The 24,887-nt window shown below is 63.1% G+C and carries 23 protein-coding genes and 2 pseudogenes; 10 read left to right on the top strand and 15 right to left on the bottom strand.

All coding sequences use genetic code 11. The features are described 5' to 3' along the window. Both Q4G22_RS14630 and Q4G22_RS14635 read right to left on the bottom strand, forming a co-directional pair. Positions 1-538: hypothetical protein (locus Q4G22_RS14630; protein WP_303386625.1), on the bottom strand; the 538-nt coding region annotated here is incomplete at its 3' end. A gap of 96 nt (positions 539-634) precedes the next feature. After that, the gene (locus tag Q4G22_RS14635) at positions 635-856 is read right to left on the bottom strand and encodes a hypothetical protein (protein ID WP_303386626.1); all 222 of its coding nucleotides are present in this window, start codon (positions 854-856) and stop codon (positions 635-637) included. Positions 857-1,024: 168 nt separating this feature from the next. Here Q4G22_RS14635 and Q4G22_RS14640 point away from each other — a divergent pair, with 168 nt between their 5' ends. Both Q4G22_RS14640 and Q4G22_RS14645 read left to right on the top strand, forming a co-directional pair. Beyond that, a complete protein-coding gene (locus tag Q4G22_RS14640; RefSeq protein WP_303367627.1) occupies positions 1,025-1,624 on the top strand; it encodes an elements of external origin in 600 nt (199 codons plus the stop codon). Beyond that, positions 1,611-2,531 (top strand): annotated as a pseudogene (locus tag Q4G22_RS14645) (phage terminase large subunit family protein); the annotation flags it as partial. The gene Q4G22_RS14640 and the pseudogene Q4G22_RS14645, both read left to right, overlap by 14 nt. Before the next feature lie 334 nt (positions 2,532-2,865). On the opposite strand, the gene Q4G22_RS14650 reads toward Q4G22_RS14645, so the two are convergent. From Q4G22_RS14650 to Q4G22_RS14665, 4 genes are read right to left on the bottom strand one after another with little or no spacing between them, the layout of a single operon-like run. Then, positions 2,866-3,531, bottom strand: coding sequence for a VOC family protein (locus Q4G22_RS14650; protein WP_303386627.1), 666 nt, complete (start codon positions 3,529-3,531; stop codon positions 2,866-2,868). Further along, positions 3,531-4,916, bottom strand: coding sequence for a fumarylacetoacetate hydrolase family protein (locus Q4G22_RS14655; RefSeq protein ID WP_303386628.1), 1,386 nt, complete (start codon positions 4,914-4,916; stop codon positions 3,531-3,533). The genes Q4G22_RS14650 and Q4G22_RS14655 overlap by 1 nt, the downstream gene beginning before the upstream one ends. Positions 4,917-4,918: 2 nt before the next feature. Beyond that, positions 4,919-6,850 (bottom strand): acyl-CoA synthetase, encoded by a 1,932-nt coding sequence (locus Q4G22_RS14660; RefSeq protein WP_303386629.1) that lies wholly within the window; start codon positions 6,848-6,850, stop codon positions 4,919-4,921. Between the two features lie 25 nt (positions 6,851-6,875). Next, the gene (locus Q4G22_RS14665) at positions 6,876-7,490 is read right to left on the bottom strand and encodes a TetR/AcrR family transcriptional regulator (RefSeq protein ID WP_303386630.1); all 615 of its coding nucleotides are present in this window, start codon (positions 7,488-7,490) and stop codon (positions 6,876-6,878) included. Positions 7,491-7,603: 113 nt separating this feature from the next. On the opposite strand from Q4G22_RS14665, the gene Q4G22_RS14670 reads away from it, so the two are divergent. The 3 genes from Q4G22_RS14670 to Q4G22_RS14680 all read left to right on the top strand — a co-directional run bounded on the left by Q4G22_RS14670 (position 7,604) and on the right by Q4G22_RS14680 (position 10,865). Beyond that, positions 7,604-9,160: a bifunctional 3-(3-hydroxy-phenyl)propionate/3-hydroxycinnamic acid hydroxylase gene (locus Q4G22_RS14670; RefSeq protein ID WP_303386631.1), complete on the top strand. Its 1,557-nt coding sequence runs from the start codon at positions 7,604-7,606 to the stop codon at positions 9,158-9,160. Beyond that, positions 9,160-9,891 carry an NAD(P)-dependent oxidoreductase gene (locus Q4G22_RS14675; RefSeq protein ID WP_303386632.1) on the top strand — a complete coding sequence of 244 codons (732 nt, stop codon included), beginning with the start codon at positions 9,160-9,162 and terminating at the stop codon, positions 9,889-9,891. The genes Q4G22_RS14670 and Q4G22_RS14675 overlap by 1 nt, the downstream gene beginning before the upstream one ends. A gap of 95 nt (positions 9,892-9,986) precedes the next feature. Then, positions 9,987-10,865 (top strand): GntR family transcriptional regulator, encoded by an 879-nt coding sequence (locus tag Q4G22_RS14680; protein WP_303386633.1) that lies wholly within the window; start codon positions 9,987-9,989, stop codon positions 10,863-10,865. Positions 10,866-10,874: 9 nt separating this feature from the next. On the opposite strand, the gene Q4G22_RS14685 is transcribed toward Q4G22_RS14680, so the two are convergent. The 5 genes from Q4G22_RS14685 to Q4G22_RS14705 are packed head-to-tail and all read right to left on the bottom strand — an operon-like array spanning position 10,875 to position 14,806. After that, positions 10,875-11,168 (bottom strand): antibiotic biosynthesis monooxygenase, encoded by a 294-nt coding sequence (locus tag Q4G22_RS14685; RefSeq protein WP_303386634.1) that lies wholly within the window; start codon positions 11,166-11,168, stop codon positions 10,875-10,877. Then, complete coding sequence (locus tag Q4G22_RS14690) at positions 11,165-11,581, bottom strand: cupin domain-containing protein (RefSeq protein ID WP_303386635.1); 417 nt, start codon at positions 11,579-11,581, stop codon at positions 11,165-11,167. The genes Q4G22_RS14685 and Q4G22_RS14690 overlap by 4 nt, the downstream gene beginning before the upstream one ends. Positions 11,582-11,592: 11 nt before the next feature. After that, positions 11,593-12,963 (bottom strand): NAD-dependent succinate-semialdehyde dehydrogenase, encoded by a 1,371-nt coding sequence (locus tag Q4G22_RS14695; protein ID WP_303386636.1) that lies wholly within the window; start codon positions 12,961-12,963, stop codon positions 11,593-11,595. Then, positions 12,960-13,745 (bottom strand): TIM barrel protein, encoded by a 786-nt coding sequence (locus Q4G22_RS14700; protein ID WP_303386637.1) that lies wholly within the window; start codon positions 13,743-13,745, stop codon positions 12,960-12,962. Before Q4G22_RS14700 ends, Q4G22_RS14695 begins: the two co-directional genes overlap by 4 nt. After that, the gene (locus Q4G22_RS14705) at positions 13,745-14,806 is read right to left on the bottom strand and encodes an Ldh family oxidoreductase (protein ID WP_303386638.1); all 1,062 of its coding nucleotides are present in this window, start codon (positions 14,804-14,806) and stop codon (positions 13,745-13,747) included. The genes Q4G22_RS14700 and Q4G22_RS14705 overlap by 1 nt, the downstream gene beginning before the upstream one ends. A 181-nt stretch (positions 14,807-14,987) precedes the next feature. Here Q4G22_RS14705 and Q4G22_RS14710 point away from each other — a divergent pair, with 181 nt between their 5' ends. The 4 genes from Q4G22_RS14710 (at position 14,988) to Q4G22_RS14725 (ending at position 19,231) form a co-directional block, all read left to right on the top strand. Continuing rightward, positions 14,988-15,950, top strand: a complete 963-nt coding sequence (locus Q4G22_RS14710; protein ID WP_303386646.1) for a tripartite tricarboxylate transporter substrate binding protein — start codon at positions 14,988-14,990, stop codon at positions 15,948-15,950. A gap of 57 nt (positions 15,951-16,007) precedes the next feature. Beyond that, positions 16,008-16,439 carry a tripartite tricarboxylate transporter TctB family protein gene (locus Q4G22_RS14715; RefSeq protein WP_303386639.1) on the top strand — a complete coding sequence of 144 codons (432 nt, stop codon included), beginning with the start codon at positions 16,008-16,010 and terminating at the stop codon, positions 16,437-16,439. 1 nt (position 16,440) lies between these two features. Next, positions 16,441-17,988 (top strand): tripartite tricarboxylate transporter permease, encoded by a 1,548-nt coding sequence (locus Q4G22_RS14720; protein WP_303386640.1) that lies wholly within the window; start codon positions 16,441-16,443, stop codon positions 17,986-17,988. Between the two features lie 97 nt (positions 17,989-18,085). Further along, positions 18,086-19,231 carry a lactonase family protein gene (locus tag Q4G22_RS14725; protein WP_303386641.1) on the top strand — a complete coding sequence of 382 codons (1,146 nt, stop codon included), beginning with the start codon at positions 18,086-18,088 and terminating at the stop codon, positions 19,229-19,231. 94 nt (positions 19,232-19,325) lie between these two features. Here the strand turns inward: Q4G22_RS14725 and Q4G22_RS14730 are convergent, their stop codons facing one another. The 3 genes from Q4G22_RS14730 to Q4G22_RS14740 are packed head-to-tail and all read right to left on the bottom strand — an operon-like array spanning position 19,326 to position 22,793. Beyond that, positions 19,326-20,312, bottom strand: a complete 987-nt coding sequence (locus tag Q4G22_RS14730) for a VOC family protein (protein WP_303386642.1) — start codon at positions 20,310-20,312, stop codon at positions 19,326-19,328. Between the two features lies 1 nt (position 20,313). Continuing rightward, on the bottom strand, positions 20,314-21,960 hold the full coding sequence (locus tag Q4G22_RS14735; RefSeq protein WP_303386643.1) for an FAD-dependent monooxygenase: 1,647 nt from the start codon (positions 21,958-21,960) through the stop codon (positions 20,314-20,316). Further along, entirely contained in the window at positions 21,957-22,793 is an 837-nt protein-coding gene (locus Q4G22_RS14740; RefSeq protein WP_303386644.1) for an alpha/beta fold hydrolase, read from the bottom strand. Before Q4G22_RS14740 ends, Q4G22_RS14735 begins: the two co-directional genes overlap by 4 nt. 111 nt (positions 22,794-22,904) lie before the next feature. Here Q4G22_RS14740 and Q4G22_RS14745 point away from each other — a divergent pair, with 111 nt between their 5' ends. Further along, positions 22,905-23,594 carry a TetR/AcrR family transcriptional regulator gene (locus tag Q4G22_RS14745; RefSeq protein WP_303386645.1) on the top strand — a complete coding sequence of 230 codons (690 nt, stop codon included), beginning with the start codon at positions 22,905-22,907 and terminating at the stop codon, positions 23,592-23,594. A gap of 107 nt (positions 23,595-23,701) precedes the next feature. On the opposite strand, the pseudogene Q4G22_RS14750 reads toward Q4G22_RS14745, so the two are convergent. Then, a pseudogene (locus tag Q4G22_RS14750) lies at positions 23,702-24,841 on the bottom strand (tyrosine-type recombinase/integrase); the annotation flags it as partial. Positions 24,842-24,887: the final 46 nt, after the last annotated feature.

A 24,887-nucleotide genomic window follows, 5' to 3' on the forward strand; every position in this document is an offset into this window, starting at 1 on the left:
CATCGGGCGCGCGCAGCATGGCAATCAGGGTGGCCTGTTTGGTGCCGGTGCGTGGGCTGCGGGCACGATCCGGTGCCGCCGGTTCTGTGGTGTGGGCCGCGATAGATGTCGCCTTTGCAGTCGTTGCCCTATCTTCCGGGGCTTTTGCTCCATCTGCCTGCGCGGGTGCATTTGCGACGGATGCCTTGTGAGTGGGTGGCAGATCGGCCTGCGATGGTGTTTCGGTGGGTTGCGGCTCGGGGCGGCTGGATGCTTTCCTTGACCCCTTCTGTCCCGCCACCGCCCGGATCACCACGGGATCGAAGCCGATGGCTTCCATTCCGGCTGAACTCAGCACCAGCGTCCGCCCTGTGTCGCGCCAGAGCGGATCGCCGGGGGCGGGGGCGGCCTCAGTCAGCAATCCGCGCAGCAGCAGCGCGGCCACCACTTTGGCCTGCGCGCCTGCAGGCAGGTGGCCGGGCAGCGGCAGGGCGATCTGGCGGGGCCGGGCGCTCGCGGAGTTCAGAACGGCGGTCTGGGTGGGGGTAAGATCATTCATCGGGTCGTCTCCGGGTCCGGGCGCGGGATTGCCCCCGGTGCTACGACCCTGCGCCGCGCGATGGGCGCGGCGGGGTTCGGGGCAGGTGCGGGCGGCTCAGCCGCGCGGCGCAGCCTCTGCGCCCTCTTGCTTCAGCAAAGCAAGGATCACCCCGGCCATGCCGCCAAGATATTCGCTGCGGCGGAAGACCTCGTCGTCGATCTGCCAGCTGATATTGATGCTCGGATCGACCAGCAGGCGGTCCTGACCGGGCATCAGCTTGCGGGCGAGCGCGTTGTAGCGGGTGGCGAGGGTCGGTTGGGCTTTTTTGCGGGCCATGGTGATCTCCCTTCGGGGCGAGTTGCATCGTTGTCCTGCAATCAGGGTCGCTCTGTTGCGGGTGCTCATCAACTCAATAAGCACCTGTTCTTGAATAATAATCACGACGCAGCGGGACGGGCGAATGCATGCCCGCCACCCGCCGCCGAACCACAGGAATCCACCCCCATGGGCATCTCGCGCCGCCAATACGCAACCCATCGCGGCGTCAGCGAAGCGGCGGTGCGCAAGGCCATCGCCAGCGGCCGCATTACCCCCGAGCCCGATGGCAGCATCGATCCGGCCCGCGCTGATGCCGAATGGGCACGCCAGACCGATCCGGCCAAACAGCGCGGGGTTCATGCGCAGGCATTGGGCGCGCGCAGTGCTGCGAGCGCCCGTGTCGCCGCGACCAAGCCGGTGCCGAAAGCGGCGCTGGAGGCTGTCACCGACACCTTGCGTGATGCTGGTGCCGACACCGCCCCCGACGCGGGCGGCGAGGTGTCGTTTCTGCGGGCGCGGATGGCCAATGAGGTGCTCAAGGCGCAGACCGCCAAGGTTCGCCTGCAAAAGATGAAGGCGGAACTGGTCGACCGGGCGCGGGCCACGACCATGGTCTTCGATCTGGCCCGGCGCGAACGCGATGCCTGGCTGAACTGGCCGCCGCGCGTGGCCGCGAACATGGCTGCGGAGCTGGGCACCGATCCGCATGCCATGGAGCAGATGCTGGACAGATATCTGCGCGCGCATCTGGCGGAACTGGCCGAGGTCCGGCTTGAGCTTCGATAGCTTCGACGCTGCCGGGTTCGACGGTGCCGAGGACATCCGCCGGGCCTGGCTCGACGGGCTGGCCCCGGACCCGGCGCTGACGGTCAGCGAGTGGTCCGACCGCCACCGCATCCTGTCCTCGCGCGCGGCCAGCGAGGCAGGCCCCTATCGCACCAATCGCACCCCCTATATGCGCGAGATCATGGATGCGCTGTCCCCGGCCCATCCTGCGGCGCGGGTGATCTTGATGAAGGCCGCGCAGGTCGGCGCGACCGAGGCCGGGAACAACTGGATCGGCTTTTGTATCCACCGCGCGCCGGGGCCGTTTCTGGCCGTGCAGCCGACCGTCGATCTGGCCAAGCGCCTGTCGTAGCAGCGCATCGACCCGCTGATCGAGGAAAGCCCCGAGCTGCGCGCGCTGGTTCTGCCGTCGCGGACCAGGGACAGCGGCAACACCATTCTGGGCAAACGCTTTCCGGGCGGGCAGCTGATCCTGACCGGCGCGAACAGCGCGGTGGGGCTGCGCTCCATGCCCGCGCGTTGGGTGTTTCTCGATGAGGGTGAGCGGTCATGCGCCATTGGTCCGAGCATGACCGCGAACGCTTATCCCGGCGATATTGACGGCGAGGGCGACCCGATCGCGCTGGCCGAGGCGCGCACGATCAGCTTCGGTCATCGCTCCAAACTGTTTCTGGCCTCGACGCCGACGATCAGGGGACTGTCGCGGGTCGAGCGGGAATATGAGCTGTCGGATCAGCGCCGCTATCATGTGCCCTGCCCGCATTGCGGGGCGCTGCAATGGCTGAAGTTCGAACGCCTGCGCTGGCAGGCCGGGCACCCGGAAACCGCCGCCTATCAATGCGAGCATTGCGACGCGATGATCGCCGAGCGCCACAAGACCGCGATGATGGCCGAGGACGGCGGGGCCAGGCAGGCATCATCAGCGCTTTCATGACCGGTGATGTGTTCCGATCTACCTCCATGGGCCATCCAACGACACGCCAATAATTATAGGACGAGGACGGTCGCGACATAGAGCCAGCCTTTCGCTGCTCATATGTATATGAAGTCGGCCTGCCATTTCTGGCTGGCGCGTTCGGCCCTGCAGTCGAGGTCGCGGATGAACTTCTGTCACGTCATATCCACTCTCCAGTTCCTTGGTCATGATCTTATTTTCGTGCTCACAAAAATGGCGGTAAACTATGGCTCGGCATGCCGTATCGGAACCATTGGCCACCATTAACCGAATCAGCCCGCCGTAATTATATTCTGTCCCGGCCCTTGGACTTGCCATATCGCGCCTGATAATTTTCGATCGTATCCATCGCGCCGCAAAATTCGACGTTGTTCCAGTCTGGGTCATAAAGATAGCACGCCACATTGCCGCCGGTTTCACCATCACCCAGCCCCGGTTCGTTATTGTGGCGGGCGGGGCCGTAATTCAGGTTTTGTCCTGCTGCTTTGCGCTGTTTGGCAAAGGTCAGGACATGTTCAGTGTCATTTCCAGCCAATTCAAAGGCGGTGTGGAAAAAGCTCATCGCGGTCGGGGTCGAGATGGTGCCGGCGGGATCGGTTTCCTCCAGCAGCACCAGACATTCTGCGTGGTCTTGTGCATCCATATAGCAGGCGCGCAGGGTCCAGCCGGGTTTCAGGGGGTGCGGTTCGGGTGCACAGGTGCGGCTGTGGGTCAGCCCGGCGGTGCGTTCATACCAGGCTCGTGATCGGGCAATGCTTTTGACATAGATCGAAAGCTGCCCCAGCCTTTCAACACGAGAGGGCTGGAAAACGCCGTAATCCTCGGCTTTGTTTGAAAACCGTTTTCCCGTCAGCGTCGGCCATAGCAGGATCAGTTCTCGCACCCATTTTTGTTTCATCAGGGGCGACAGTCGCTGAGCGATGCGCGGCAGGACATTCGGGGGCGTGGTCATCAGGCGGTCTCCAGCAGGATTTCGATGATATGGCCATCAGGATCGGCAACGCTGAAGGCGGCTGTGGCGGGCAGGGCTGATTTCAGCAAACGCCCTTCGCGGATATCAAGCGCCATCGCATCGGCCTGTGCGCGGATCTTCTGAAACGCGGCATCATCGCGGGCGATGACCGTAAAAGACAGCATCGAACCGTTATCCGGCGTCAGCCGGTGATGTTTCACCAGACAAAGGTCATGGTGATAATGGCCAAAGGAAAAGAAATGCATCTGCTGATGCGACAGCCGCATCGCCGCGCTGCTGTCAGGATGGTTCAGGGCTGAAAACTGCAGGTCCAGAAGCCTTGTATAAAAGGCTTTCGAGCGTTCGAGATCAGAGACATAGAACACATGATGCTGCAATTTCGTGGCCACCACCTGATCCGGTCCGGGGGCACCTTCCGCGATGGTTATATTCTGTTCGCCCAGGTTCACCCCTCCGTCGGCCGACCGGATCAGGGCCGTTACCCTGTCACCCGGTTGCAGATAGCCGGGCCGTTTCGCCTGACCTTCGCGGAACATCCGCCACAGGGTCTTTTCGGGCAGGATAAGTTGCAGGATCTTGCGCAAAAAAGGCGGCGGCACGCGAAGGGCGCAGCCGCTGGGCGTGCCCGTCAGCAGAACGTCGCCCGGTGCGATATCCGAGAATGCCGAAAGCTCGGTAATGGTTTCGGCAGGCTTGAAAACAAGGTTTGCCGTGCTGTCCTTCTGGCGTAGATCACCGTTGACGCGCAACTCCAGTTGCAGATCGTTCAGCGCCGCGATTTCACCGCGTTCCAGCACCGTCAGATAAGGCCCCATGGGACAAAAGCCGCGATAGCTTTTGCCTTTGAAAAACTGGGTCTCGGGAATCTGGATGTCGCGCGCTGAAATGTCATTCGCAACCGCTATCCCAAAGACGAAATCGGCCAGATTGTCGGCGGTGACAGTGACCGGGCCGGTGATGGCTTTGCCAAAGACCAGCGCCAGTTCGATTTCGTAATCCAGCGCCCGGACATGGGACGGACGGTGCACCGTGCCAAAGGGATCGTTCAGCGAGGCGTCTGATTTCTCGAAGAACATGTTGAAGGTCTTTTCGTCGGGGTTCATCCCGGATTCGATCATATGTTGGCGATAATTCGCGCCCTGACACAAAATCCGCGCCGGGGCCGTGACCGGGGACAGTATCTCGACGGTTTCGGGGTCCAGCGTGGGCGCGGTTTCGGCGGCGCGCCACATGTCCTGGCCACCGTCGCGGATCAGGTCTGCGGTCGTCGCATAGTCACCGGCCAGCGGACTGATCCCGTCGGCGGTGATAACACCCCAGCGGATGCCGCTGGTTTCACGATAGCGGGCGATGTTCAGGGCCAATGTCAATTCTCCTGCAAGCTGTTGAGATCGCTGGCAAACGCATAGCGGTCCAGCGCCCTGCGCAGCGGTGCCGGATCGCCTTCGGTGACGATGCGGGCAACCATGCCACGGGTGCGGTCCTGTCCGACCGTGACCGAGACAAGCGCGGTGCCGCTGGTTTGGGCCTCGACCCGCACCACGTCCTCTATTTCTGCCATGCTCAGCGCGGGTTTGAATATCTTGCCCACAGGCGTCAGCGGCATTGCGGGCAGGATGCGCAGGTGGCGCGGATGCGCGGCGCGTTCGGGGATGTTCGCGATGGCATGGGCAAGGATCGCATCGGCATCGGCAGTCGCCTCGGGGTGCAGTTGCACCGCCAGAACCGGCACTTCGCCCGCATGGGCGTCGGGGCGCCCGATCGCGGCGGCAAGGGTTACGGCGGGATGATTTTGCACCGCATCCTCGATCATGCGCGGGTCGATATTGTGCCCGCCCCTGATGATGAGTTCCTTTTTCCGGCCCGTCAGCCAGAAATAACCGTCGCTGTCCTGTCGGCCAAGATCGCCGGTGTTCAGCCAGCGCACACCGTCAATTTCGATCCACAGGCCGGCTTCATGCGCCGTTTCGACATAGCCCGCAAAGACATTCGGTCCCTGAATGGCGATGATCCCGACTTCATCCGGTGCAGCGAAACCGGCAAAGTGACCCTTTTCATCCAGATGCACCACCCGCATCTGCTGATAGGGCAGTCGCAACCCAATCGAGCCGATGCGCGATTCGCCGTCGGGCGGGTTGGTCGAGGACACGCAGGCCCCTTCGGTCAGGCCATAGGCTTCGATGATCCGCACACCGGTCTGGGTCTCGAACCGGCGAAACAGATCGACCGGCATCGGGGCGGCACCACAAAAGCCAAAGCGCAAGCTGGAAATATCCGCCGCGCCGGGGAGATGCGCCAACAGCGCCGAATAAACGGTCGGCACCCCTGAAAAAGCATAGACTCGGTAACGCGCGACGATCTGCCAGAACCGCGCAAATACGTTGGTGCCGCGATAGCCTTGCGGCGTCGCCATCACCACTGATGCGCCGCGTGACCAGGGCAGCAGGCCCGTGACCAGTTGCGCGTTCACATGGAAAAGCGGCAGGCCGCATAATGCGGAAAGCCCCGGCCCCAGCATATCGCCCGCAAAAAGCCCGGCGGCCCAGGCGTCGTAAACCTCGGACCTGTGTGTGCGGCGCGCGATTTTGGGCAGGCCGGTCGTGCCGCCGGTGCAGAAATATGAGCTGATGTCACCCGCCACGGGTGGCGCGAAGTCCAGCCGGTCGGCGGATTCGCCTGCGATTTCGTGGCGGAGAGACAAAATCCGCAAGCCTCCCGCACGTGGTCGTCGCAGGTTCGATAGCAGGCGAAAGGCCGCCCCCTTTGGTCCGCGCAAATAGGGGCCGACGCTGACCGTCAGGATGCCATGCAGCCCCGGCACCTTCTGTGCGGCCTCTGATGCTTTTTGCCAGATATCCGTGCCCGGCGTGGGGGCCAGTGTCACCAGCCATTTTGCCCGCGCCGATGTCATGATCTCGGCCATCTGGGTGGCCTCCAGCAGGGGATTGACCGCCAGCACGATCCCAGCCGCCTCACCGCCCCAGATGACGTAATGGGTTTCTGGCAGGTTAGGCAGGATATAGGCCACAACGTCGCCCCGGCCGATCCCCAGTCTGCGCAGCGCGTTGGCGGTGCGGGTGATCTGCGCCAAAAGCTGGCGATGCGTCAGTGTGAAAGGCCGTTTGAAATCATCTGCCGACAGGAAAAATGACAATGCCGGGCCGTCGGGGGTAATCGCCGCACCGTGGCGCAGCATCTCATAGGTCGATGCGGGCAGATCATGCGTGGCCAGCGGCAGCTTTTCAATGGCTTCGATATCGGCCTGACTGCGAATGGTCAGCGGTGTTTGTTGCGTCATCATCGCCCCTCCCAAAGCGAATATTTCAGATACCAAGCGACGGCAGGTCGCGGCGACCAATCTCACGCGCCGAAGCAGGGTCCAGACCAAGCGCCCGAAGCACGAGTTCGACCAGATCCGCCGCCGCCTTGCGCCACGGGGATTGTCCGTCAAGGATCAGCGCAATTTGTGACAGCACACCGCCACCGATCAGTGCCAGAACGGCAGGGATCTGATCTTGCCCGATGCTGAAACGGCCGGTTTCAACGCCTTGGGCGATGTCGCGCGCGGGCTGGCCCAGCAACATCGGACGCAGCGCATCCGTGGACAGGACAAAGCGGACCAGAAAGGCGCCCCAGACCGGCTGCTCATGTGCATGGCGCAGGAAATAGCCGATTCCGGCCGCCAGCCGCTCGGCCGGGTCGGACATCGGCAGATTGGCCCTTGCGATGCTTTCATGCAGCTCGTCGGCCAGTTGTCGCGCGATGATCCCGAAAATGGCCGATGGGTCCGGGCAGTTGTTGTAAATCGTCGCCCGCGTCACCCCCGCCGCCTTTGCCAGATCGCTGACCGACAGGTTTTCCGATCCCCGCTCGGCGAAAAGGCGCAGCGCGGCTTCGGCGATTCTTGGCGGTAGGACGGTGGGGGGCTGGTCTGACATTGCGATTTGCCTTGCCGAAATTATACATCAATGTATAAATAAGTTATAAAGTGTATCCGTGTCAACCAGGCGCGAGGGGATCAATGCTACGACCGACGGAAGACTGCACGGCCATGCTGCCCGTCCTTGTGGTGGGTTGCGGACCTGTCGGCGCAACGCTGGCGCTGATACTGGCCCGGCGCGGGGTGCGGGTCATGGTAATCGACCGGGCCGAGGGCATTTACCCGCTGCCCCGCGCCATCGCCTTTGACAGTGATGCCTTTCGCATTCTTCAGGCCGCCGGTATCGGCAGCGCCGATTTCGATCACGTGCAGGTGCCGCGCATCCGCCTGATATCGCCATGGTTCGGGGTGCTGGGCGATGTCGATGCGCGGCAGCAGCGGGACACCTATCCTGTGCAATCCACCTTTCACCAACCGGGCCTTGAGGAAGAATTGCGCCGCCGGCTGCGCGCCATGCCGGGCTTGGTCGATTTGCAGACAAAGACCGAATTGCTGGACTATACCGAGGATGCGGGGGCGATTACTGCCCGGCTTGGCGGGGCGCGCGGCACATATGAGGTGCGTGCCCGCTTTCTTGTCGGCTGCGACGGGGCGCATTCCATCGTCCGCAGACAGGCGGGTATCGGCTTTGATGGTCGCAGCTATCACAACGACTGGCTGGTGATCGACGCTGAAAACCCGCCGGGCGGCATTGATCATGTCGAGTTCTTGTGTGATCCGTCCCGCCCCACCCCTCATATGGTGTCGCCCGCCGGCGGCCAGCGGTGGGAGTTCATGCTGCGCCCGGATGAAACCCGGCAGCAGATGGAAAGTGATGATGCCATAGACCGGCTGCTGACCCCTTGGGGCGGGTTGGCCAGAAACCGCATCCATCGCCGCGCGGTTTATCGGTTTCACGCCCGCTCGGCATCGGCCTATCGCAAGGGGCGGGTTATGATTGCGGGCGATGCCGCCCATGTCACCCCGCCCTTTGTCGGGCAGGGGCTGATCTCGGGGTTGCGTGATTGTCACAATCTTGGCTGGAAGCTGGCTGCGGTGGTGCAGGGCCGTGCGGGGCATCACATCCTTGACAGCTATGATGCCGAACGGCGGCCTCATGCCCGCACCATGATTGACTTTGCCCGTCACATCGGCGCGCTGATCGCGCCACAAAACCGGGTTTCGGGCTTTGCGCTGCACGGCGCTGCGTGGCTGCTGCGCCAGTTGCCGCCGCTGAGGCGCTATGTGGACCGGATGGGAATGCGGCCTTCGGGGCGTTTCCGCCGGGGCCTGTTCCTGCGCAGCCGTCGCGGCAAGACCCGCGCGGGCAATACGTTTCCGCAATTCTGGATCACGGATGCCGACGGGGCACGGCTGCGCAGCGACGACGTGCTGGGGACAGGCTTTGCGCTGGTCGGCTATGGGGTTGATCCGCTGGCTGCGCTTGATCCGCAAGGCAGGCTGGCGGCTGCCCGTCTGGGTGCCGCGCCGCTGACCGTTCTGCCCGCGGGGGCGGCGACAAATGGCGGCGTCATTGATACGGAAAACCTGCTGTGTGACCTGCTGCTGCCTGCGACGGTGCTGCTGCTGCGCCCGGACCGGGTGGTTGCCGGAATCTGCGCCGTTGATGATGCGTCGGCAATGCTGCGCCGGGCCGAAAGACTGCTGACAGAAGAAAGGAGGGCATAATGAAAATCTGTGTTCTGGGTGCAACCGGCAATGTCGGGCGCCGGGTTGTAGCGCAGGCGCTCGCCGATGGGCATCAGGTGACAGCGGTGCTGCGCGATAGCTCGGTGCTGCCGGTGACATTGACCGGCAAGGTCAGGGCGGCGGTGGCCGATTATGCGTCCGAGGCGTCGATCGCTGCTGCGGTTGCAGGGCATGATGCGGTTATCAACGCCGCAGGCTATGTCACCCAGCCGGATTTCGTGCGGCTGGTCGGGCGGGTGATCCGGGCTTGCGACGCCGCGCTTGGCACGGGCGGGCGTTTCTGGATGATGGCGGGGGCGGCGCTTCTGGACGTGCCGGGCACCGACCGGATGACGCTGGATTATCCGATGATCCCCGCCCATTTTCAGGCGCATCGCCAGAATTTCAGGCTGCTTCAGCAAACCGGGCTGGACTGGTCCGCTCTGTGCCCCGGCCCGATGATCGAGGCGCCCGATGCGCGCCCGACGCCCGGCCTGCTGCTGTCGGAAAATATCTGGCCGCTGTCCCGGTGGGGTTTGGGACCGATCCTGCCGGATGCTGCGACCACGATCAACTTTGCCAGGCTTGTTCCGCGCATGACGATTTATTACGAAGATGCGGCGCAGGTCATCATGGGCAACCTGGACCGCAATGGCAGGTTTTTCCGGTCCAGAATCGGCATCGCGCTGCCGGACGGCGAAAGGCGGCACAAGCCATCGGTGACGAAATAGGCATCTTTGACTTAGGCATCAGTCCTTGCCAATTGCGGTGCCAGAAACGATCAGTGTAGATTGCCTTTCCGATCAATTTAAGCCAATATTCCGGCATGAATGAACTGCACCGCAGCCTTGCCGAAAAGATCGTCAGACATATCCGCACCTCTGACATGTCTCAGGGCGATCATCTGACGGAAAAAAGCCTGCAAGATGTTTTCGGCATCTCACGCCAGCCCATTCGTTCGGCGCTTGCTTATCTGGCAAGCGTCGGTGTGGTCGAAAAAGTGCCGAACAAAGGGTTTTTCCTGCGCGACCCGTCGGCAGTCGCGCCGTCCCTGTTTCAGACCGGGGATTCGACTTCGGATGAGGGGATCTATCTGCGGATCGCGGATGACAAGCTGGCCCAGGCTATTCCCGACAGGATCAGCGAAAACGATCTGATGCGTCGTTATGGCATATCCCGCCTGCAACTGCGGCGGGTTCTGACGCGGATTGCCGGTGAGGGCTGGATCGAGCGGAACGAGGGGCGCGGCTGGACGTTTATCGCGCTGATCGATTCGCTCGGGGCTTACCGCGAAAGCTATGACCTGCGCCGGATACTGGAACCCGAGGGCTTGCGCGGCGAGGGTTTCACGCTTGATGTCGACATCATGGCCGCGCTGCGCCGTCAGCAAGAGATGCTGCGCGATGGCGGCTGGAAAACGCTGAGCCATATGGAGCTGTTTGAAACCAATTCCGCCTTTCATGAAGGACTGGCCCAGATGTCGGGCAACCGGTTTCTGGCCGCGACCATCGCGCGAATGAACCAGTTGCGCCGGCTGGTGGAATATCGCCAGACGCTGAACCGGGACCGGGTGCGCGGCCAGAATGCTGAACATCTGGCCATTCTTGATGCACTGGATGCAGGCCAGACCGCGCGCGCGGCCGACTTGCTGGCGGTGCATATCGGCGGGGCCAGAACGCTGAAGGCGACCGCCGATATTTTTTGAACAGGCAGATCAGCCGACAACGGTTTCGGTATGCACGACAACCGGCGGTGCGACAAAGAACGGCCCGGCCAGCGCGCGCCATTCCTGAAAGCCGGGCGCGTTGCGGAAAATCTCGGTGTGATGGGCAAGGCTGTCCCATTCGACCACCAGCCGGTATTGGCCGGGCGTTTCGATCACCCGGTCAAGCCGCATGGCGTGGCAGCCCTTTGCGGCCAAGAAAATCGGCCGGGCTTTGGCCATCGCTGCCTCGAACGCGACAGTCGTTTCAGGTGCGATGGTCAGCGCCGCGATTTCCCGGATCATAGCTGCTTTGCCTTGTCGTGTTCGTCGTCGATGCTTTGTTCGATCCCGGTCGCGACCATGGTGCGGGTGGCATCGACCGTGGCATAGGTCCAGAAAATCCGCATCAGGGCATCGCTTTCGTTCAGGAAGCGATGCGGCACATTGGCCGGGATCCATGTCGTGTCGCCGGCCTTCAGCGCGTGGCGCTGGCCGTCGATTTCGGCGATGGCCTCTCCTTCCAGGATCATCACGCTTTCTTCGCAATTGTGGAAATGGACGCCGATCTTCGCACCCGGATCAAAGGCGGTGATGCCGTTTATCATGCTGGTTGATCCGCATTTGCGCGTGACCAGCGGGATGGTGCGCGCGCCATTGCCGCGGTCGTTCACGGGCAGCTCATCAGGGCGCAGGATAGCGGGGGTTTCGTTGGTCATGGTGTTGTCCTTTACCGGGCCGGTCCGATCCAGACCGTTTTGATATTGGTGAATTCACGGATGCCATAGCTGCCAAGTTCGCGGCCATAGCCCGATTTCTTGATGCCGCCGAAAGGCAGCCGGGCGTCCGATGCGACCATGCCATTCACGAACACCGCGCCCGCGTTGATCTGCCGTGCCATGCTGCGGGCCAGCGCCAGATCAGCGGTCCAGACCGAGGCACCAAGGCCGAATTCGGTGTCATTCGCCAGGGCAACGGCCTCATCGGCACTGCCGCAGCGGATAACCGAGGCGACCGGGCCGAACAGTTCTTCACGAAAGGACGTATGTGCGGGCGTCACCCGGTCCAGCAGGGTCGGGGCATAGAAATTGCCGGGGCCGTCCAGCATGTTCCCGCCCAGCACCAGTTCGGCACCGTCGCTGATCGACCGCGTGACCTGATCGTGCAGTTCGGCGCGCAGGTTGAATCGCGCCATCGGGCCGATCTGGGTCGCCTCATCCATTGGATCGCCGATTTTCAGCGCCGCGATACCGTCGCGGAACCGGCGCAGAAACTCGTCGGCGATGTCGTCATGGACGATAAAGCGTTTGGCGTTCACGCAGGACTGCCCGACATTGATAAAGCGCGACCTGACCGCCGTGGTCGCCGCTGCCGCAATATCGGCATCGGGCAGCACGATGAACGGGTCCGATCCGCCCAGTTCCAGCACCTGCTTTTTCAGCGCCCGCCCGGCCTGCGCCGCGACGATCTGGCCGACCTGTGTCGATCCGGTCAGGGTCACGGCCGCGATGCGGTCATCGGCGATCAGCCCGGCGACCTCGGACGCTTCGATCAGCAATGTGCGCATCAGACCATCGGGGCAGCCGGCCTTTTGCATCACCGTTTCAATCGCCAAGGCGCAGCGCGGCACGTTATTGGCATGTTTCAGGATCGCGCCGTTTCCCGCCGCCAGCGCGGGCGCGGCAAAGCGGAAGAACTGCCAGAACGGATAGTTCCACGGCATCACCGCCAGAACGACGCCCAGCGGATCGAAAACCACACTGGAGTCGGCGGCGTTCGAGGCGACCGCCTCATCGGCCAGAAAGCGCGGCGCGGCCTCGGCATAGAAATCGCAGGTGGCGGCGCATTTCTCGATCTCGGCGCGGGATTCGACGATCGGCTTGCCGATTTCTTCGGTAATCAGGCGGGCATAACCTTCGCTGCCCGCGCGCAGGGCCTTGGCCATCGCGGTCAGCAGCTTTACGCGATCCGAAATGGGCACGCGCCGCCATTGGCGCTGCGCGGCACTGGCGTTTTCCAGCGCGGCCTCGACCTCGGCAGCGGTATGGGCGTCGAATTCCTCGACAAGATCGCCGGTAAACGGGTTGATGGACTGGATCATTGCGGTTCTCCGTGCAGGGGGTGGCGACCGGCGCGGGCGCTTTCGCGCCATTCGGTCAGCCATGTGAAATGGTCGGTTCCGTCGGGCAGGTATTCAAAGCCGATGGCACCCCGGAACCCGATATCGGCCAATGCGTCGCGGACGGCGGCAAAGTCGATGGTGCCGGTCCCCGGCTGGTGACGGCCGGGAAAATCGGCGATGTGGACATGGGCCAGGTTCGCCCCGGCGGCACGCAGGGCGGTCGCCGGATCGTGGCCATCGGCCCGCGCGTGGAAGGTATCAATCAACAGGCCGATCTGCCCGGCATGGGTGCGCCCGAGCGCCAGCAGATCGTCGATATGCGACAGGTGATAGCCGGGCACGGCGTCATCGCTGATCGCCTCGACCAGCAGGCGCGGGCGGCGGCCTTCGCACAGCCGGATTGCGGCGTCGATATTGCCGCGATAGGTCGCCGGGTCGCCGCCAACCCCCGCCATCGCGTGAACGAAGGGGCAGCCGACCGCCTCGGCATAGTCCAGTGCGCGGGCATAGCCGGTGCGAAACTCGGCCTCTCGCCCCGGCAGGCTGGCGATGCCCTTTTCACCGGGATTGCCCATGCCCGAGGTGATCTGCGCCAGCGCAAGCCCCAGATCATCCAGCAGGGTGCGCAACCGCGCCGCAGGAATCGCAAAGGGTGCCGGATGTTCGACCGCGTTAAAACCGGCATCGCGGGCGGCTTGGAAGCGTGCTTCCAACGGCAGCTCGGTGAAAAGATAGCCCAGATGCGCGGACAGATGCGGCATCAGTCCGCCCCTGACAGCGGCGCAATGCCCCGGTCCGCCGCGATTTTCGCAAGATCGGCCAGCACGTTATCCGTGACCGGAATGCCTTCGGCGACACGCCGGGCCTCGGTCCGGGCTTCGGGCTCGCCCGGCATCAGGATTTCGTCGCATCCGGCGGCGCGGGGCAGGGCCTTGATGCGGCGGTTGAAATCCTCCATCCGGGCCTCGAAATCGGTCATCGCCATGAACAGGTCGGGGCGGATCGCAAAGAACAGATGCCCGACATTTTGCGGCTCGGAATGGTCGAAATACAGGCTTTTCACGTCGCCGCCGTAATTCGCGCCGGTCAGAACGCCGGACATCAGGTCCATCATCGTGCCAAGGACCGAGCCTTTGACCCCGCCGAACGGCAGGCAGACGCCCTCGAACGCCTTGGCGGCATCGGTGGTCGGGTTGCCGTCCACGTCCAGCGCCAGACCTTCGGCAATCGGTTCGCCGCGCATGGCCGCAAGGCGGATCTTGCCGCGCGCGATCACCGTCATCGCCATATCCATGACGAAGGGCGCGGATTTGCCCCCCGGCACACCGGCAGCGATAGGGCTGGCACCCAGAAACGCGCTGCGCCCGCCCCACATGGCGATGGCAGGCGATGAATTGGTGAAGATCATCGACACGAAGCCCCGTTCGATGGCTTGCAGCGCGTAAAGCGCGCCCATCCCGAAATGGGTCGAGCGGCTGACGCCGACCATGCCGATCCCGGCATCCTTCGCCATATCCATCGCGGTATCCATGGCCAGGTGCGACGGCAGAAAGCCCATGGCGTTATCGGCGTCGATATGGGCGACGGCACCGGCGACCTTGTTCACCGCCATCTCGGGGCGGGGGTTCACCAGACCGCGATCCAGCCGTTCCAGATACATCGGGATGCGCGACACGCCATGCGAATCGATGCCGCGCAGGTTCGCCTTGACCAGATCGTCACCGATGATCCGGGCGTTCGCATCCGATATTCCAGCGCTGGCAAAGGCCGTTTGCGCAAACCGCCGCAACGCATCTGCGGCTATCAGTTTCGGATCTGCCATGGTTGTCCTCCCATCCGCAAAGTTGATTTACGGATTGACTTAATACATGTATCATGAAACTACAACATACAATCTTATGCGGTGATCCCGGATTGGGGTGGCTTAGCAGAGGGTCGGATTTCTGCGCTGGAGGATGGCGCATTCACAGGAGGAGGAGACGAGGGTGTTGAATAAAATATGGGTGACGGGTGTCGTCACGGCTGCCGCGCTGGCCGCTGCGCCGGGGTTCGCTTTCGAGCCGAAGCAACCGGCTTGTATCGCGCCTTCGGGTGCCGGTGGCGGCTGGGACTTTACCTGCCGTCATGTTGGAAAGACCTTGCAGGATCTGGGTCTGATCCATGGCACCATGCAGGTGACGAACCGTGAAGGCGGTGGCGGCGGGGTCGCCTTTTCCGAGGTGGTGACCAAGCGCAATGGCGAAAACGACCTGATCGTTGCGGCCTCGTCAGCCACCACCACGCGCCTTGCGCAGGGGGCCTATCCGGGCAACACGATGGATCAGGTGCGCTGGCTTGGCACTGTCGGGGCGGATTACGGGGTGATAGGTGTCGCCGCGAACAGCCCGATCAATACGCTGCCCGAGCTGATGGAGCAGGTAAAGGCCGACCCGCGCGCGATTGCTTTTGCCGGGGGATCGGCGGTCGGTGGCTGGGACCACCTGAAGGTGCTGATGACCGCAGAGAAGGCGGGCGTCGAGGATGTGCGTCAGGTCAAATACGTCGCCTTCATGGGCGGTGGCGAGGCCATCACCCAGCTTATGGCCGGATCGGTGCAGGCGTTCACCGGCGATATTTCCGAGGCGCAGGGCTTTGTCGAATCGGGCGATCTGAAGGTGCTGGCGGTGCTGTCGCCGGAACGTCTGCCGGGCAAGGCGGCCGATATCCCGACCGCGCGGGAACAGGGTCTGGACGTGATCGGTGCCAACTGGCGCGGATTCTATGCGCCGGGCGGTATGTCTGACGATGCTTATGCGTTCTGGGTCGATGCCCTTAAGACCATGTATGCCTCGGATGACTGGAAGACCGTCATGGAAACGAACGGCCTTGCCGATTTTGACTATTCCGGCGAAGCATTTCAGAACTTCGTTGCGGGGAATGTCGCGGAAATCGAGGCGCTCTCGCGCAAGATCGGCATCATCCAGTGACCGGAACGGGGGCGTCTGACGTGCCCCCGTCTTCATCACCTTATCCGGGAGGAAACCATGAGTGACCGAATATTCGGCGGCCTCGGGCTGCTGTTCGCCGTGCTCTATCTTTGGCAGGCGTCGCTGGTGCCCGACAGTTTCATGACCGATGCGGTCGGGCCGCGCAGCTTTCCCTATACCCTTGGCATCGGACTGGCGCTGTCGAGCATCGTCATCCTGATGCGGCCCGATATCGGCGCGACATGGCCGCGTGGCGCGCAACTGTTCGAGCTGGCCATGGCGGTGGCGGTGATGGGGCTTTATGCGTGGCTGCTGCCCGTCATTGGTTTCATCATCGCGACCGCGCTGGCCAGCGCCTATCTGAGCTGGCGGCTTGGTTCGTCCCCGATCACTTCGCTGATCTTCGGCGCCGCATCGTCGCTTGGGATTTATGTCGTCTTCAAACTGGTTCTGGGCCTGTCGCTTGCGCGGGGACCGTGGGGGTTCTGAAATGGATACCTTGATGTCGCTGTCCGACGGCTTTGCCGTCGCGCTGACCTGGCAAAACCTGCTGTTTGCGCTGCTTGGCTGCGCCCTTGGCACGATGATGGGCGCGCTGCCCGGACTTGGCCCGGCAAACGGGGTCGCGATCCTGATCCCGCTTGCCTTTTCGCTGGGGCTTGGCCCGACGCCGTCGCTGATCCTGCTGACCTCGGTTTATTACGGCTGCATGTATGGCGGGCGGATTTCATCCATCCTGCTGAACATTCCGGGTGATGAGCCGGCGATGATGACCTGTCTTGACGGCTATCCCATGGCCCGGCAGGGACGCGCGGGCGAGGCCCTGACCCTGTCCGGCATCGCGTCCTTCGTCGGGTCGTTTTTCGCGACTGTCGGCCTTGCCATTCTGGCGCCGCAACTGGTCAGCGTCGCGCTGCTGTTCGGCCCGGCCGAATATTTTGCGCTGTTCGCGCTGGCTTTTGCGACGCTGGGCGGGATTTCCTCGACCAATCAGGCCAAGGCGGCCTTTGCGGCCTTTCTGGGCCTTGCGCTGGCCATGGTCGGCGTCGATACCCAGACCGGCGTTCCGCGCCTGACCATGGGCGAGGTGCATCTGTATGACGGTATCGACTTTCTGGTCGTGATCGTCGGCCTGTTCGCCTTGTCCGAAGTGCTGATCTTTATCGAGGACCGGCACGGCGGCACGACGGCGCAGAAAGCCCCGGAAATCGGCCGGATCGTCCCGTCATGGGGCCTTATCAAGCACGCGACCCCGGCGATGGCCCGTTCGACCGTGCTGGGCTTTCTGGCCGGTGTTCTGCCGGGGGCGGGGGCGTCCTTGGGTTCCTTTATCGCCTATACGTTGGAAAAGAAAATCTCGGACCGCGAGGGCACCTTTGGCAAGGGCGATCCCCGTGGTGTCGCCGCGCCCGAGGCGGGCAACAACGCTGCCGCAGGCGGGGCGCTGGTGCCGATGCTGGCGCTTGGCGTGCCGGGATCGGGCACCACCGCCGTCCTGCTGGCGGTGCTGCTGGCGATGAACATCACTCCCGGCCCGCTGCTGTTCACCAGTAACCCGGATGTGGTCTGGGGCCTGATTGCCGCGCTGTTCATCGGCAACCTCATGCTGCTGGTGATGAATATTCCGATGGTGACACTGTTCGCCCGCGTCCTGCTGGTGCCGTCGCGCTTTCTGATGCCGGTCGTGGCGATGATCTCATTCGTCGGGGTTTACGGCATTTCGGGGTCGAATTTCGACCTGATGATGATGGTCTTTTTCGGCGTGCTGGGCTGGGCCTTGCGCAAGCTGGACGTGCCCTTGGTGCCGGTCGTTCTGGGTGTGCTGCTGGGCAACGCGATGGAGGTCAACCTGCGCCGCGCCCTGACGATCTCGGATGGCGACTGGACGGTGCTTTTCGCCTCGCCCTTGTCGATCGGCCTGTGGCTGGTGGCGATCGGCGGCTTCGTCCTGCCGATTTTCACCGGCGCGCTGGTCAAGCGCCGCATGAGAGCCGCCGCGAATGAGCGGGACGTGCTTGAGATGGATCAGGGAGACTAAGGCGAAAACGCGCGGCCCGCGCCGGTCAGCCTTTCTGGCCGATCAGTGCGGGCCGCCAGACGTTTCATCGGCACAGGATTTCAAAAGGGGGGGAACCATGAACTTGCGGAAAAGTATAAAGCCGGGCGTCATCGGCGCGGTGCTTCTGATCTGTGCGGCCTCACTGTCGCAGGCGCAGGATACCGCCACGGGTGAATATGCCTATGTCGGGTCGCGGACGACCAAGGAACGCAATGCCCGCGGCAATGGAATCGAGATCTATCAGGCAAACGATACGGACGGTTGGCAGCATCGCGAAACCGTTGGCGATCTGGTCAACCCGTCCTTTCTGATCCTGAACGCTGATCGGACGCTTTTATTCACGGTTCATGGCGATCTTGAGGCGGCATCGTCCTTCCGCGTCGACCTGGAACAGGGCGGGCTGGTCAAACTGTCCACTGTCAGCACCGAGGGCACCAACCCGGTGCATCTGGCGCTGGACCGGGGCGAAAAGTATCTGATCGTCGCCAACTATAAAACCGGAACCGTGGTCAGCCTGCCGGTCAGCGATGAGGGAACGCTTGGCGCCGTTGTCAGCAAGATCGGGCTTCCCGGCGAGGCCGGTCCCCATCGTCAGGAGCAAACCGCATCGCATCCGCATCAGGTCTTGCCTGACAGCACGGGGCAACGGTTCATCGTGCCGGACAAGGGACTTGATAAGATATTCGTGCTGAGCGCGGATGAAAACGGTGGCCTTGCCATCCTGTCCGAGGTCGTGACGCGGGAAGGTGCAGGGCCGCGTCACGCTGCATTCAGCCCGGATGGCCGGACAGTCTATGTCGTGAATGAACTGGATTCGACGCTGGCCGCCTATCATTATGACGATGGCAGGCTTGAACCGTTTCAGGTCGTTTCCACGCTGCCAGACGATTTCACCGGCAACAGCCGTGGGGCGGCGATCATTGTCAGCCCGGACGGGGGCCATGTCTATGCCACGAACAGGGGGCACGACAGTGTCGTCCGCTTTGTGATCGACCGGGTAAGCGGGCGCATGTCCGATCCGGTATGGATCGGGTCGGGTGGCGAACGCCCACGGTTCATGACGCTGGCGCCTTCGGGCAAGGATATTCTGGTGGCCAATGAGCTGTCCGACACGATCATCAGCTTTGCCATTGCCGAGGGCAGCGGCACCCTTTCCAATCCGCAGGTTGTCGCCCGGACTGGAAGCCCGGTGTCCATCGCCTTCGGCAGCACGACGAAATAGTCCCTGTTGCGATAGAGGGGCGGGCCTTGGCGTGACCAAGACCCGCCCCAACTCAGGAAACCGCACGGATCACGGTGCTGGTCGTCGTTCGGGGCTAGAACGGCTGATATTCCTTTCGCAACAGCGACAGAAGGCCGGTGCGGAACTGGCGCAGGTTGTCGGTCAGCCCGTGATCCAGCGGTTTATGCCCCCAGACTGAAATGCCCTGATGCACGGTGCTGGCGTCCCATCGGGTTTCATCGACGATCAGGGGGTTCCAGCCGATTTCAAGCTCGAACCCCGAGGGCGAGACCGCATAAAAGGAAATCTCGCGGTCATTGGTGTGCTGCCCGACCGACATGGCGATCTTGTAACCCAATGCCCGGCAGCGTTCAAAAGCGTGGCTGACATCTTCCAGATCGGCAACCTGAAGCGCGATATGCTGAACCCGTGTCGGAATAGGGTCCAGCGCCAGCCCTTTGGTGCGGGCAACGGCGATGGAATGGTGCCGCTCGTTCATACGCAGGAACGTCACCAGCAGGTTCACGCCCGAGATTTTCTCCTCGATCCGGTCCGACAGGCGGGCGTCGAAAATCTCGTGCCAGAAGGCGATCATCTGATCGGGCCGCTTCGAGGTGATGGCCAGATGGCACAGCCCCGCATCGCCGGTCCGAAAGCCCGAACACAGCATGGACAGCGGCACATCGGTCGTTTCGGCCGTTGTGAACAGTTCAATCCGCTGCCGTTTTGGCCCGACAAAGGACCAGAACCGGGGCACCCCGCGCAGGGCGGCCTCTGCCCCGATCCGTTCGGTCACACTTATACCTCGATGGGCCAGCCGCGCCAGAATCTCGGTCAGCGCGCCGGGCGATGTGACCTCCAGCCCCAACCCGGCCAGATCCTCATCAGGGCCATGCTGCACGATCAGCCTGCGGGCGCGGTCATCGACGCGAAAAGTCGTCAGGTCCGGGCCGTGAATATCCATATGCAGGCCCAGCGCCTCGGCGCCAAAGCGGCGCCAGTCCGCCATCTTTTGCGTGGTGACGACCAGATAGCCGGTGCGGACATGGCCAAAGACGGTGTCGGGGATCGGGTTTGTCATCTTAATCCTCGGGAATATGCCCGGACAGGTGGGCGATCAGGGCATCTGCGTCTTGCGGTGCGGTCGTCCCGCGCCACGCGATATGCTGATCGCGGCGGACGATCAGCAGCGGATGGGTAAAGCAGGGCAGATCGGGCCGTGGCGCATTCACCAGCGTCAGCGGCATTCCGACCCGTCCCGCGGCGCGGGTCAGCGGTGTGATATCCACCGCCGGATCAAGGCAGATCAATGTATAGACCGGGCCGATCAGGTCGATGACCGGACGCCCTGAGACAGCGAAATGCGGCAGACGGCAGCCCGGCACGGTCGAGGGCTGATAATCGGTCATCGTATAGGCCGGCGGGGTGCCATCTGCGGCAATGATCGTCGAGGCCCGGTAATAATAGCCAAAGTTCAGCCCTATAGGCAGGAATTGCGCCCGATTGATGGGGGCGATACGCTGCCCCATCACCAGCCGCATGGCCGCGCCCAAAGGGTTCAGCCGAGAGGAAAGCGCCCGCGGCACCGGACCCTTGCCAAGCTGATCGACCATATCCAGCATGGCCTGCATTGCATGATGCGAAACCTGTTCGGTGATCGGGTGACGTTCGGCCTGATAGGCGTCAAGCATGGCGGGACCGGCCCAACCCTCCAGCATGTTGCAGATTGTCCAGACCGCGTTCATCGCATCGGCAATGCCCGCATTCATCCCGTAACCGGCAAAAGGCACCCACAGATGCGCGGCATCCCCGGCAATAAAGATGCGGCCATCGCGCAGCCGGTCAGCCACCATGCGGCGCGCGATCCAGTCCTCGTGATGCAGCACCTCATAGGCGAAATCGCCACCGACGCCCAGCATCGCGCGGATCGACCGGTCAGGGTCGATCATGCCGAAATCGGTTTCCCCCTGCGGCAGCGCCCGATGCGCCAGCCAGATGTCCTGACCGTCAATCGCAACCAGAATCCCTTTGACCTCGTGATTGACGATCCAGCTCATCCAGCCGGGGCGGCGGTCGCCCCACAAGGCCCGCAGTCCCGGTGCCCGGATCAGGCTTGACCGCGACCGGGCAATTTCCGCGTCGCCGGTCAGTTTCGCGCCGATCTGGTGGCGCGTCAGCGAGCGCGCGCCATCCGCCCCGATCAGATATTGTGCGCGGAACCGCCGTTCGGTTCCATCGGGCATGGTCGCGGTCACGGTGACGCCCGTCGCATCCTGTGCAATCGCCGTCGCGTTGGCCCGGAAATATGCGGTCACACCTGCCGTGGTCAGCAACGCGTGTTTCAGCACCGGTTCCAGATAAATCTGACTCAGCCGCACCATGGGTTCCGGGCTGGGCCAGTCGCTGTCGGCAAAACCGCCGCTGGCGCGTTCACGACGCGAGGGCAGGCGCAGCCGGTCCAGCTCTGGCCCCGTGACCGAGGTTGCCGTAACCACATCGGTCGGGAAATCATCCGGCAGCCCTGCGGCGGCGACCTGACCGCTGATGCCGAAGCTGCGGAATACCTCCATCGTGCGGGCCGCCACGGTATTGCATTTCGCGCCTGCCGGATCGGTTTCCTCGCGCCGTTCCAGCACGATCACCTGTCGCCCGCGCCGGCCCGCCTCGATTGCGGCGCACATCCCCACCGGCCCTGCGCCCAGAACGATCAGATCAGCGTCGAAACTCATGCGCGGGCCTCCAGAAATGCGGTTGTGAGGGCGTTGAACTGATTGGCGCGTTCCCACTGCACCCAATGGCCCGTCCGCGCGAGGATATAGGTCGAACAATCGGGCAGGTGGCGTCGCAGCCAATCCGCGCCGGATGGCCGGTTCACCCGGTCATTCGCCCCCCACAGCACCAGCACCGGATGGGGTAGGTTACGCAAGCGGCGGTCGCGCGTCAGGTCCATCCGCCACAATGCACGCAGGCCCGGCGGACGGGTCAAAGGCGGGTTTGCGACAACCTCGGGGCGGATGGAATCGCGGAATCGCGCCTCGATCAGCGCGTCATCGACTTTGATCCCTGGCGCGACCAGATCGTTGCGGATAAAGCGTTCCAGCTTGGCGCGGGTCGGGCCTTCGCCTTTGTAGTAATGCAGCAGATTGTTCAGCCCACGGGTCGGCAATGCCCGCGTGGTGCCGATCCCGCCCGGTCCCATCAGCACGAGACGGTTAACCCGTGCGGGCGCATCCATCGCCAGCCGCAGCCCTGTTGCCCCGCCAAGCGAATTCCCCGCGATATGCGCCTTGTCCACGCCAAGCGCATCCAGAAGCCCGCGCATCGCTGCCGCCAGATCACCAAAGCTGTCGCTTTTGTCGATGCGCTTGGTTGACTGGCCATAGCCCGGCATATCCGGCACGATCACCCGGAAATATCGGGCCAATGCGTCGATATTGCGGCCATAATTCGACAGCCCCGACGCCCCCGGCCCGCCGCCATGCAGCAGTAAAAGCGGGGGTCCGCTGCCGGTTTCCGACATATGGATATCACGATCCGCGATGCGCAGGGTGTGCGTGGTCATACCGGGCTGGCTCATGCTGCCTCCATATCGACAATAGTGTCACTATGATGGATTTAACAAAGTGACACAAGTGTCATTTACATGTGTCGCCGGTGCCGCTAATCATGGGCCATGACAGACAACCATCGCAGCCGCACCGCAGAACGCCGCCGCGACGCCATGCGGCGGCGCCTGATCGAAAGTGCAATGCCGGTATTTGCGGAAAAGGGTGTCGATGCGGTGGTGATCGACGACGTGATTCTGGCGGCCGGGGTTTCGCGCGGGACGTTTTACAAATACTTCCCCTCGACCCGTGACCTGATGGTCGCAATCAGCGAAGAACTGGGGAACGAGCTGATGTCCCTTGTCGAATCTGTCGTTGCGCCCATTCCCGACCCCGCACACCGCGTTGCGCTGGGATTGCGCCTGTTCATCGACACAGCGCAGGCTTTCCCGCTGTTTGCGGGGTTTGCACGGGTGACGGGGCTGGAAGCCGCAGGGCCAACCTCATTGATCTATGACTATCTGCCGCCGCATCTGGAGGAAGGCCGCGAACAGGGCCAGTTCATGGATATTCCGCTGGCGGTTTCGCTGGACAGTATCGCGGGTGCGGTGCTGCTGTCGGTGCTGCGTCAGTCAGTCAGTGCGCCGGACACGCAGCAGGTCGAGCAGGTCGTAAGCTTCATCCTGCGTGGGCTTGGCATGACGCCGGACGAAGCCGACAGGATCGCGGCCATGCCGCCCCTGCCGCTGATCCTGCCGCAAGACAGCCTGTTGGTCCGTGCCCATCGACGGATGGAAATGGTTGCAGCGCGGGGTTGAAGGTTAACGACGCGTCCGAGGAAAGCATGATTCCAGCCGTGTGTGAAATGCCATCGCGCGCAGCGTGGATGGCGATGCGCCCGAGGAAAGCACGATCCGCAAACGGATCATGCCGATCTGGCAAGAGTTGCGTCAGCAGGCGTAACGCCTGCCTCTGACGGCGTGGGCTGGACCAGCCTTGGCCGCGCCCGCATCATGCCCGCCACGGCATCGACGCCGGCCCTGAGCGGCGAGTCCATCAGATGCGCATAGCGCTGTGTGGTGCGGGTCTGCGTATGGCCCAAGAGTTTTCCGATCATTTCCAGTGACGCCCCGCCGCTGACCAGCAGGCTGGCAAAAGTGTGGCGCAGATCGTGGATGCGCACGCCGGGCAGGTTGGCCTGTTCCTGTATCATCTTCCAAAATCGGCGGATCTCCTGCACCGGCTGGTCCTTGTCACCGTCGCCCGGAAACAGCCAGTCACAGCCCGCCGCGACGGAATCACGCCGCAGCCGCACCAGCGCCGCTGCCTCGGAGGAGATCGGCACCCGGTGAATCCGGCGCTGCTTGGTCTTCATCGCAGGCTTGGCCCATGCGCCCTGTTCCAGATCGAACTCCTCGAACCGCGCGGCGCGGACCTCGCCCACCCGCGCGCCGGTCAGCATGCAAAGCCGGATGATCGTGGCCGCGCGCTGATCGTCGGCTGCCGCAAGCGCATCGCTGAGCCGTCCGATCTCGTTCAGTGACAGGAAACGATCCCGTTCGGTTTCGGTGCGGCGGCGGAATCCGGCGGCGGGGTTGTCTGCCCGCATCTTCCATTGCACCGCCAGATTGAACATTTTTCGTAACGCCTCGCCGGTGCGGTTGGCCCGGATCGGCGTCGGGCGGGCAGGGGCCAGCGGTTTGCGGCGCTTGCCTTTGATCTTGGCCTTGGCTGGCCGCGCCCGACCCTCGGCGATCCTGTTCAGCAGTTTTTCGACGTCAGTTGGCTCGATTTCTTCAACCAGCCGGTTCTGCCAATGCGGCGCGACCAGCTTGCGCATCATGCTTTCCTGATCGGCCTTGTTGCGCGGTGCCAGATGGGTTGCATGTTCCGCCAGATAACGGTCGATCAGCTCGCTGATCCGGGGCGCGTCGCGGGCATCCTCGCGATCCGCCATCGGATCGTTGCCCGCGTCGATGAAGCGTCGCAGCGCCTTGGCGCGTTCCCGCGCGGCGGTGACGCTCCATTCTGGCCAGCGCCCGATCGTATAGCGCCGCTGCCCCCCGAAAGATCCCTCACTTTAATGTAGAGTCTGCTCAACCGCGAAGGAG

The organism is Paracoccus sp. (in: a-proteobacteria) (assembly GCF_030538655.1).
Lineage (GTDB): Bacteria > Pseudomonadota > Alphaproteobacteria > Rhodobacterales > Rhodobacteraceae > Paracoccus.

Bases quoted from the DNA above. Each gene is read 5' to 3' on its own strand.
- Q4G22_RS14640 (WP_303367627.1), top strand. From the start codon at position 1,025: ATGGGCATCTCGCGCCGCCAATACGCAACCCATCGCGGCGTCAGCGAA.
- Q4G22_RS14740 (WP_303386644.1), bottom strand. From the start codon at position 22,793: ATGACCACGCACACCCTGCGCATCGCGGATCGTGATATCCATATGTCG.
- Q4G22_RS14735 (WP_303386643.1), bottom strand. From the start codon at position 21,960: ATGAGTTTCGACGCTGATCTGATCGTTCTGGGCGCAGGGCCGGTGGGG.
- Q4G22_RS14690 (WP_303386635.1), bottom strand. From the start codon at position 11,581: ATGACCAACGAAACCCCCGCTATCCTGCGCCCTGATGAGCTGCCCGTG.
- Q4G22_RS14660 (WP_303386629.1), bottom strand. From the start codon at position 6,850: ATGACGCAACAAACACCGCTGACCATTCGCAGTCAGGCCGATATCGAA.
- Q4G22_RS14670 (WP_303386631.1), top strand. From the start codon at position 7,604: ATGCTGCCCGTCCTTGTGGTGGGTTGCGGACCTGTCGGCGCAACGCTG.
- Q4G22_RS14665 (WP_303386630.1), bottom strand. From the start codon at position 7,490: ATGTCAGACCAGCCCCCCACCGTCCTACCGCCAAGAATCGCCGAAGCC.
- Q4G22_RS14725 (WP_303386641.1), top strand. From the start codon at position 18,086: ATGAACTTGCGGAAAAGTATAAAGCCGGGCGTCATCGGCGCGGTGCTT.
- Q4G22_RS14650 (WP_303386627.1), bottom strand. From the start codon at position 3,531: ATGACCACGCCCCCGAATGTCCTGCCGCGCATCGCTCAGCGACTGTCG.
- Q4G22_RS14715 (WP_303386639.1), top strand. From the start codon at position 16,008: ATGAGTGACCGAATATTCGGCGGCCTCGGGCTGCTGTTCGCCGTGCTC.
- Q4G22_RS14680 (WP_303386633.1), top strand. From the start codon at position 9,987: ATGAATGAACTGCACCGCAGCCTTGCCGAAAAGATCGTCAGACATATC.
- Q4G22_RS14720 (WP_303386640.1), top strand. From the start codon at position 16,441: ATGGATACCTTGATGTCGCTGTCCGACGGCTTTGCCGTCGCGCTGACC.
- Q4G22_RS14745 (WP_303386645.1), top strand. From the start codon at position 22,905: ATGACAGACAACCATCGCAGCCGCACCGCAGAACGCCGCCGCGACGCC.
- Q4G22_RS14705 (WP_303386638.1), bottom strand. From the start codon at position 14,806: ATGGCAGATCCGAAACTGATAGCCGCAGATGCGTTGCGGCGGTTTGCG.
- Q4G22_RS14635 (WP_303386626.1), bottom strand. From the start codon at position 856: ATGGCCCGCAAAAAAGCCCAACCGACCCTCGCCACCCGCTACAACGCG.
- Q4G22_RS14685 (WP_303386634.1), bottom strand. From the start codon at position 11,168: ATGATCCGGGAAATCGCGGCGCTGACCATCGCACCTGAAACGACTGTC.
- Q4G22_RS14695 (WP_303386636.1), bottom strand. From the start codon at position 12,963: ATGATCCAGTCCATCAACCCGTTTACCGGCGATCTTGTCGAGGAATTC.
- Q4G22_RS14700 (WP_303386637.1), bottom strand. From the start codon at position 13,745: ATGCCGCATCTGTCCGCGCATCTGGGCTATCTTTTCACCGAGCTGCCG.
- Q4G22_RS14730 (WP_303386642.1), bottom strand. From the start codon at position 20,312: ATGACAAACCCGATCCCCGACACCGTCTTTGGCCATGTCCGCACCGGC.
- Q4G22_RS14675 (WP_303386632.1), top strand. From the start codon at position 9,160: ATGAAAATCTGTGTTCTGGGTGCAACCGGCAATGTCGGGCGCCGGGTT.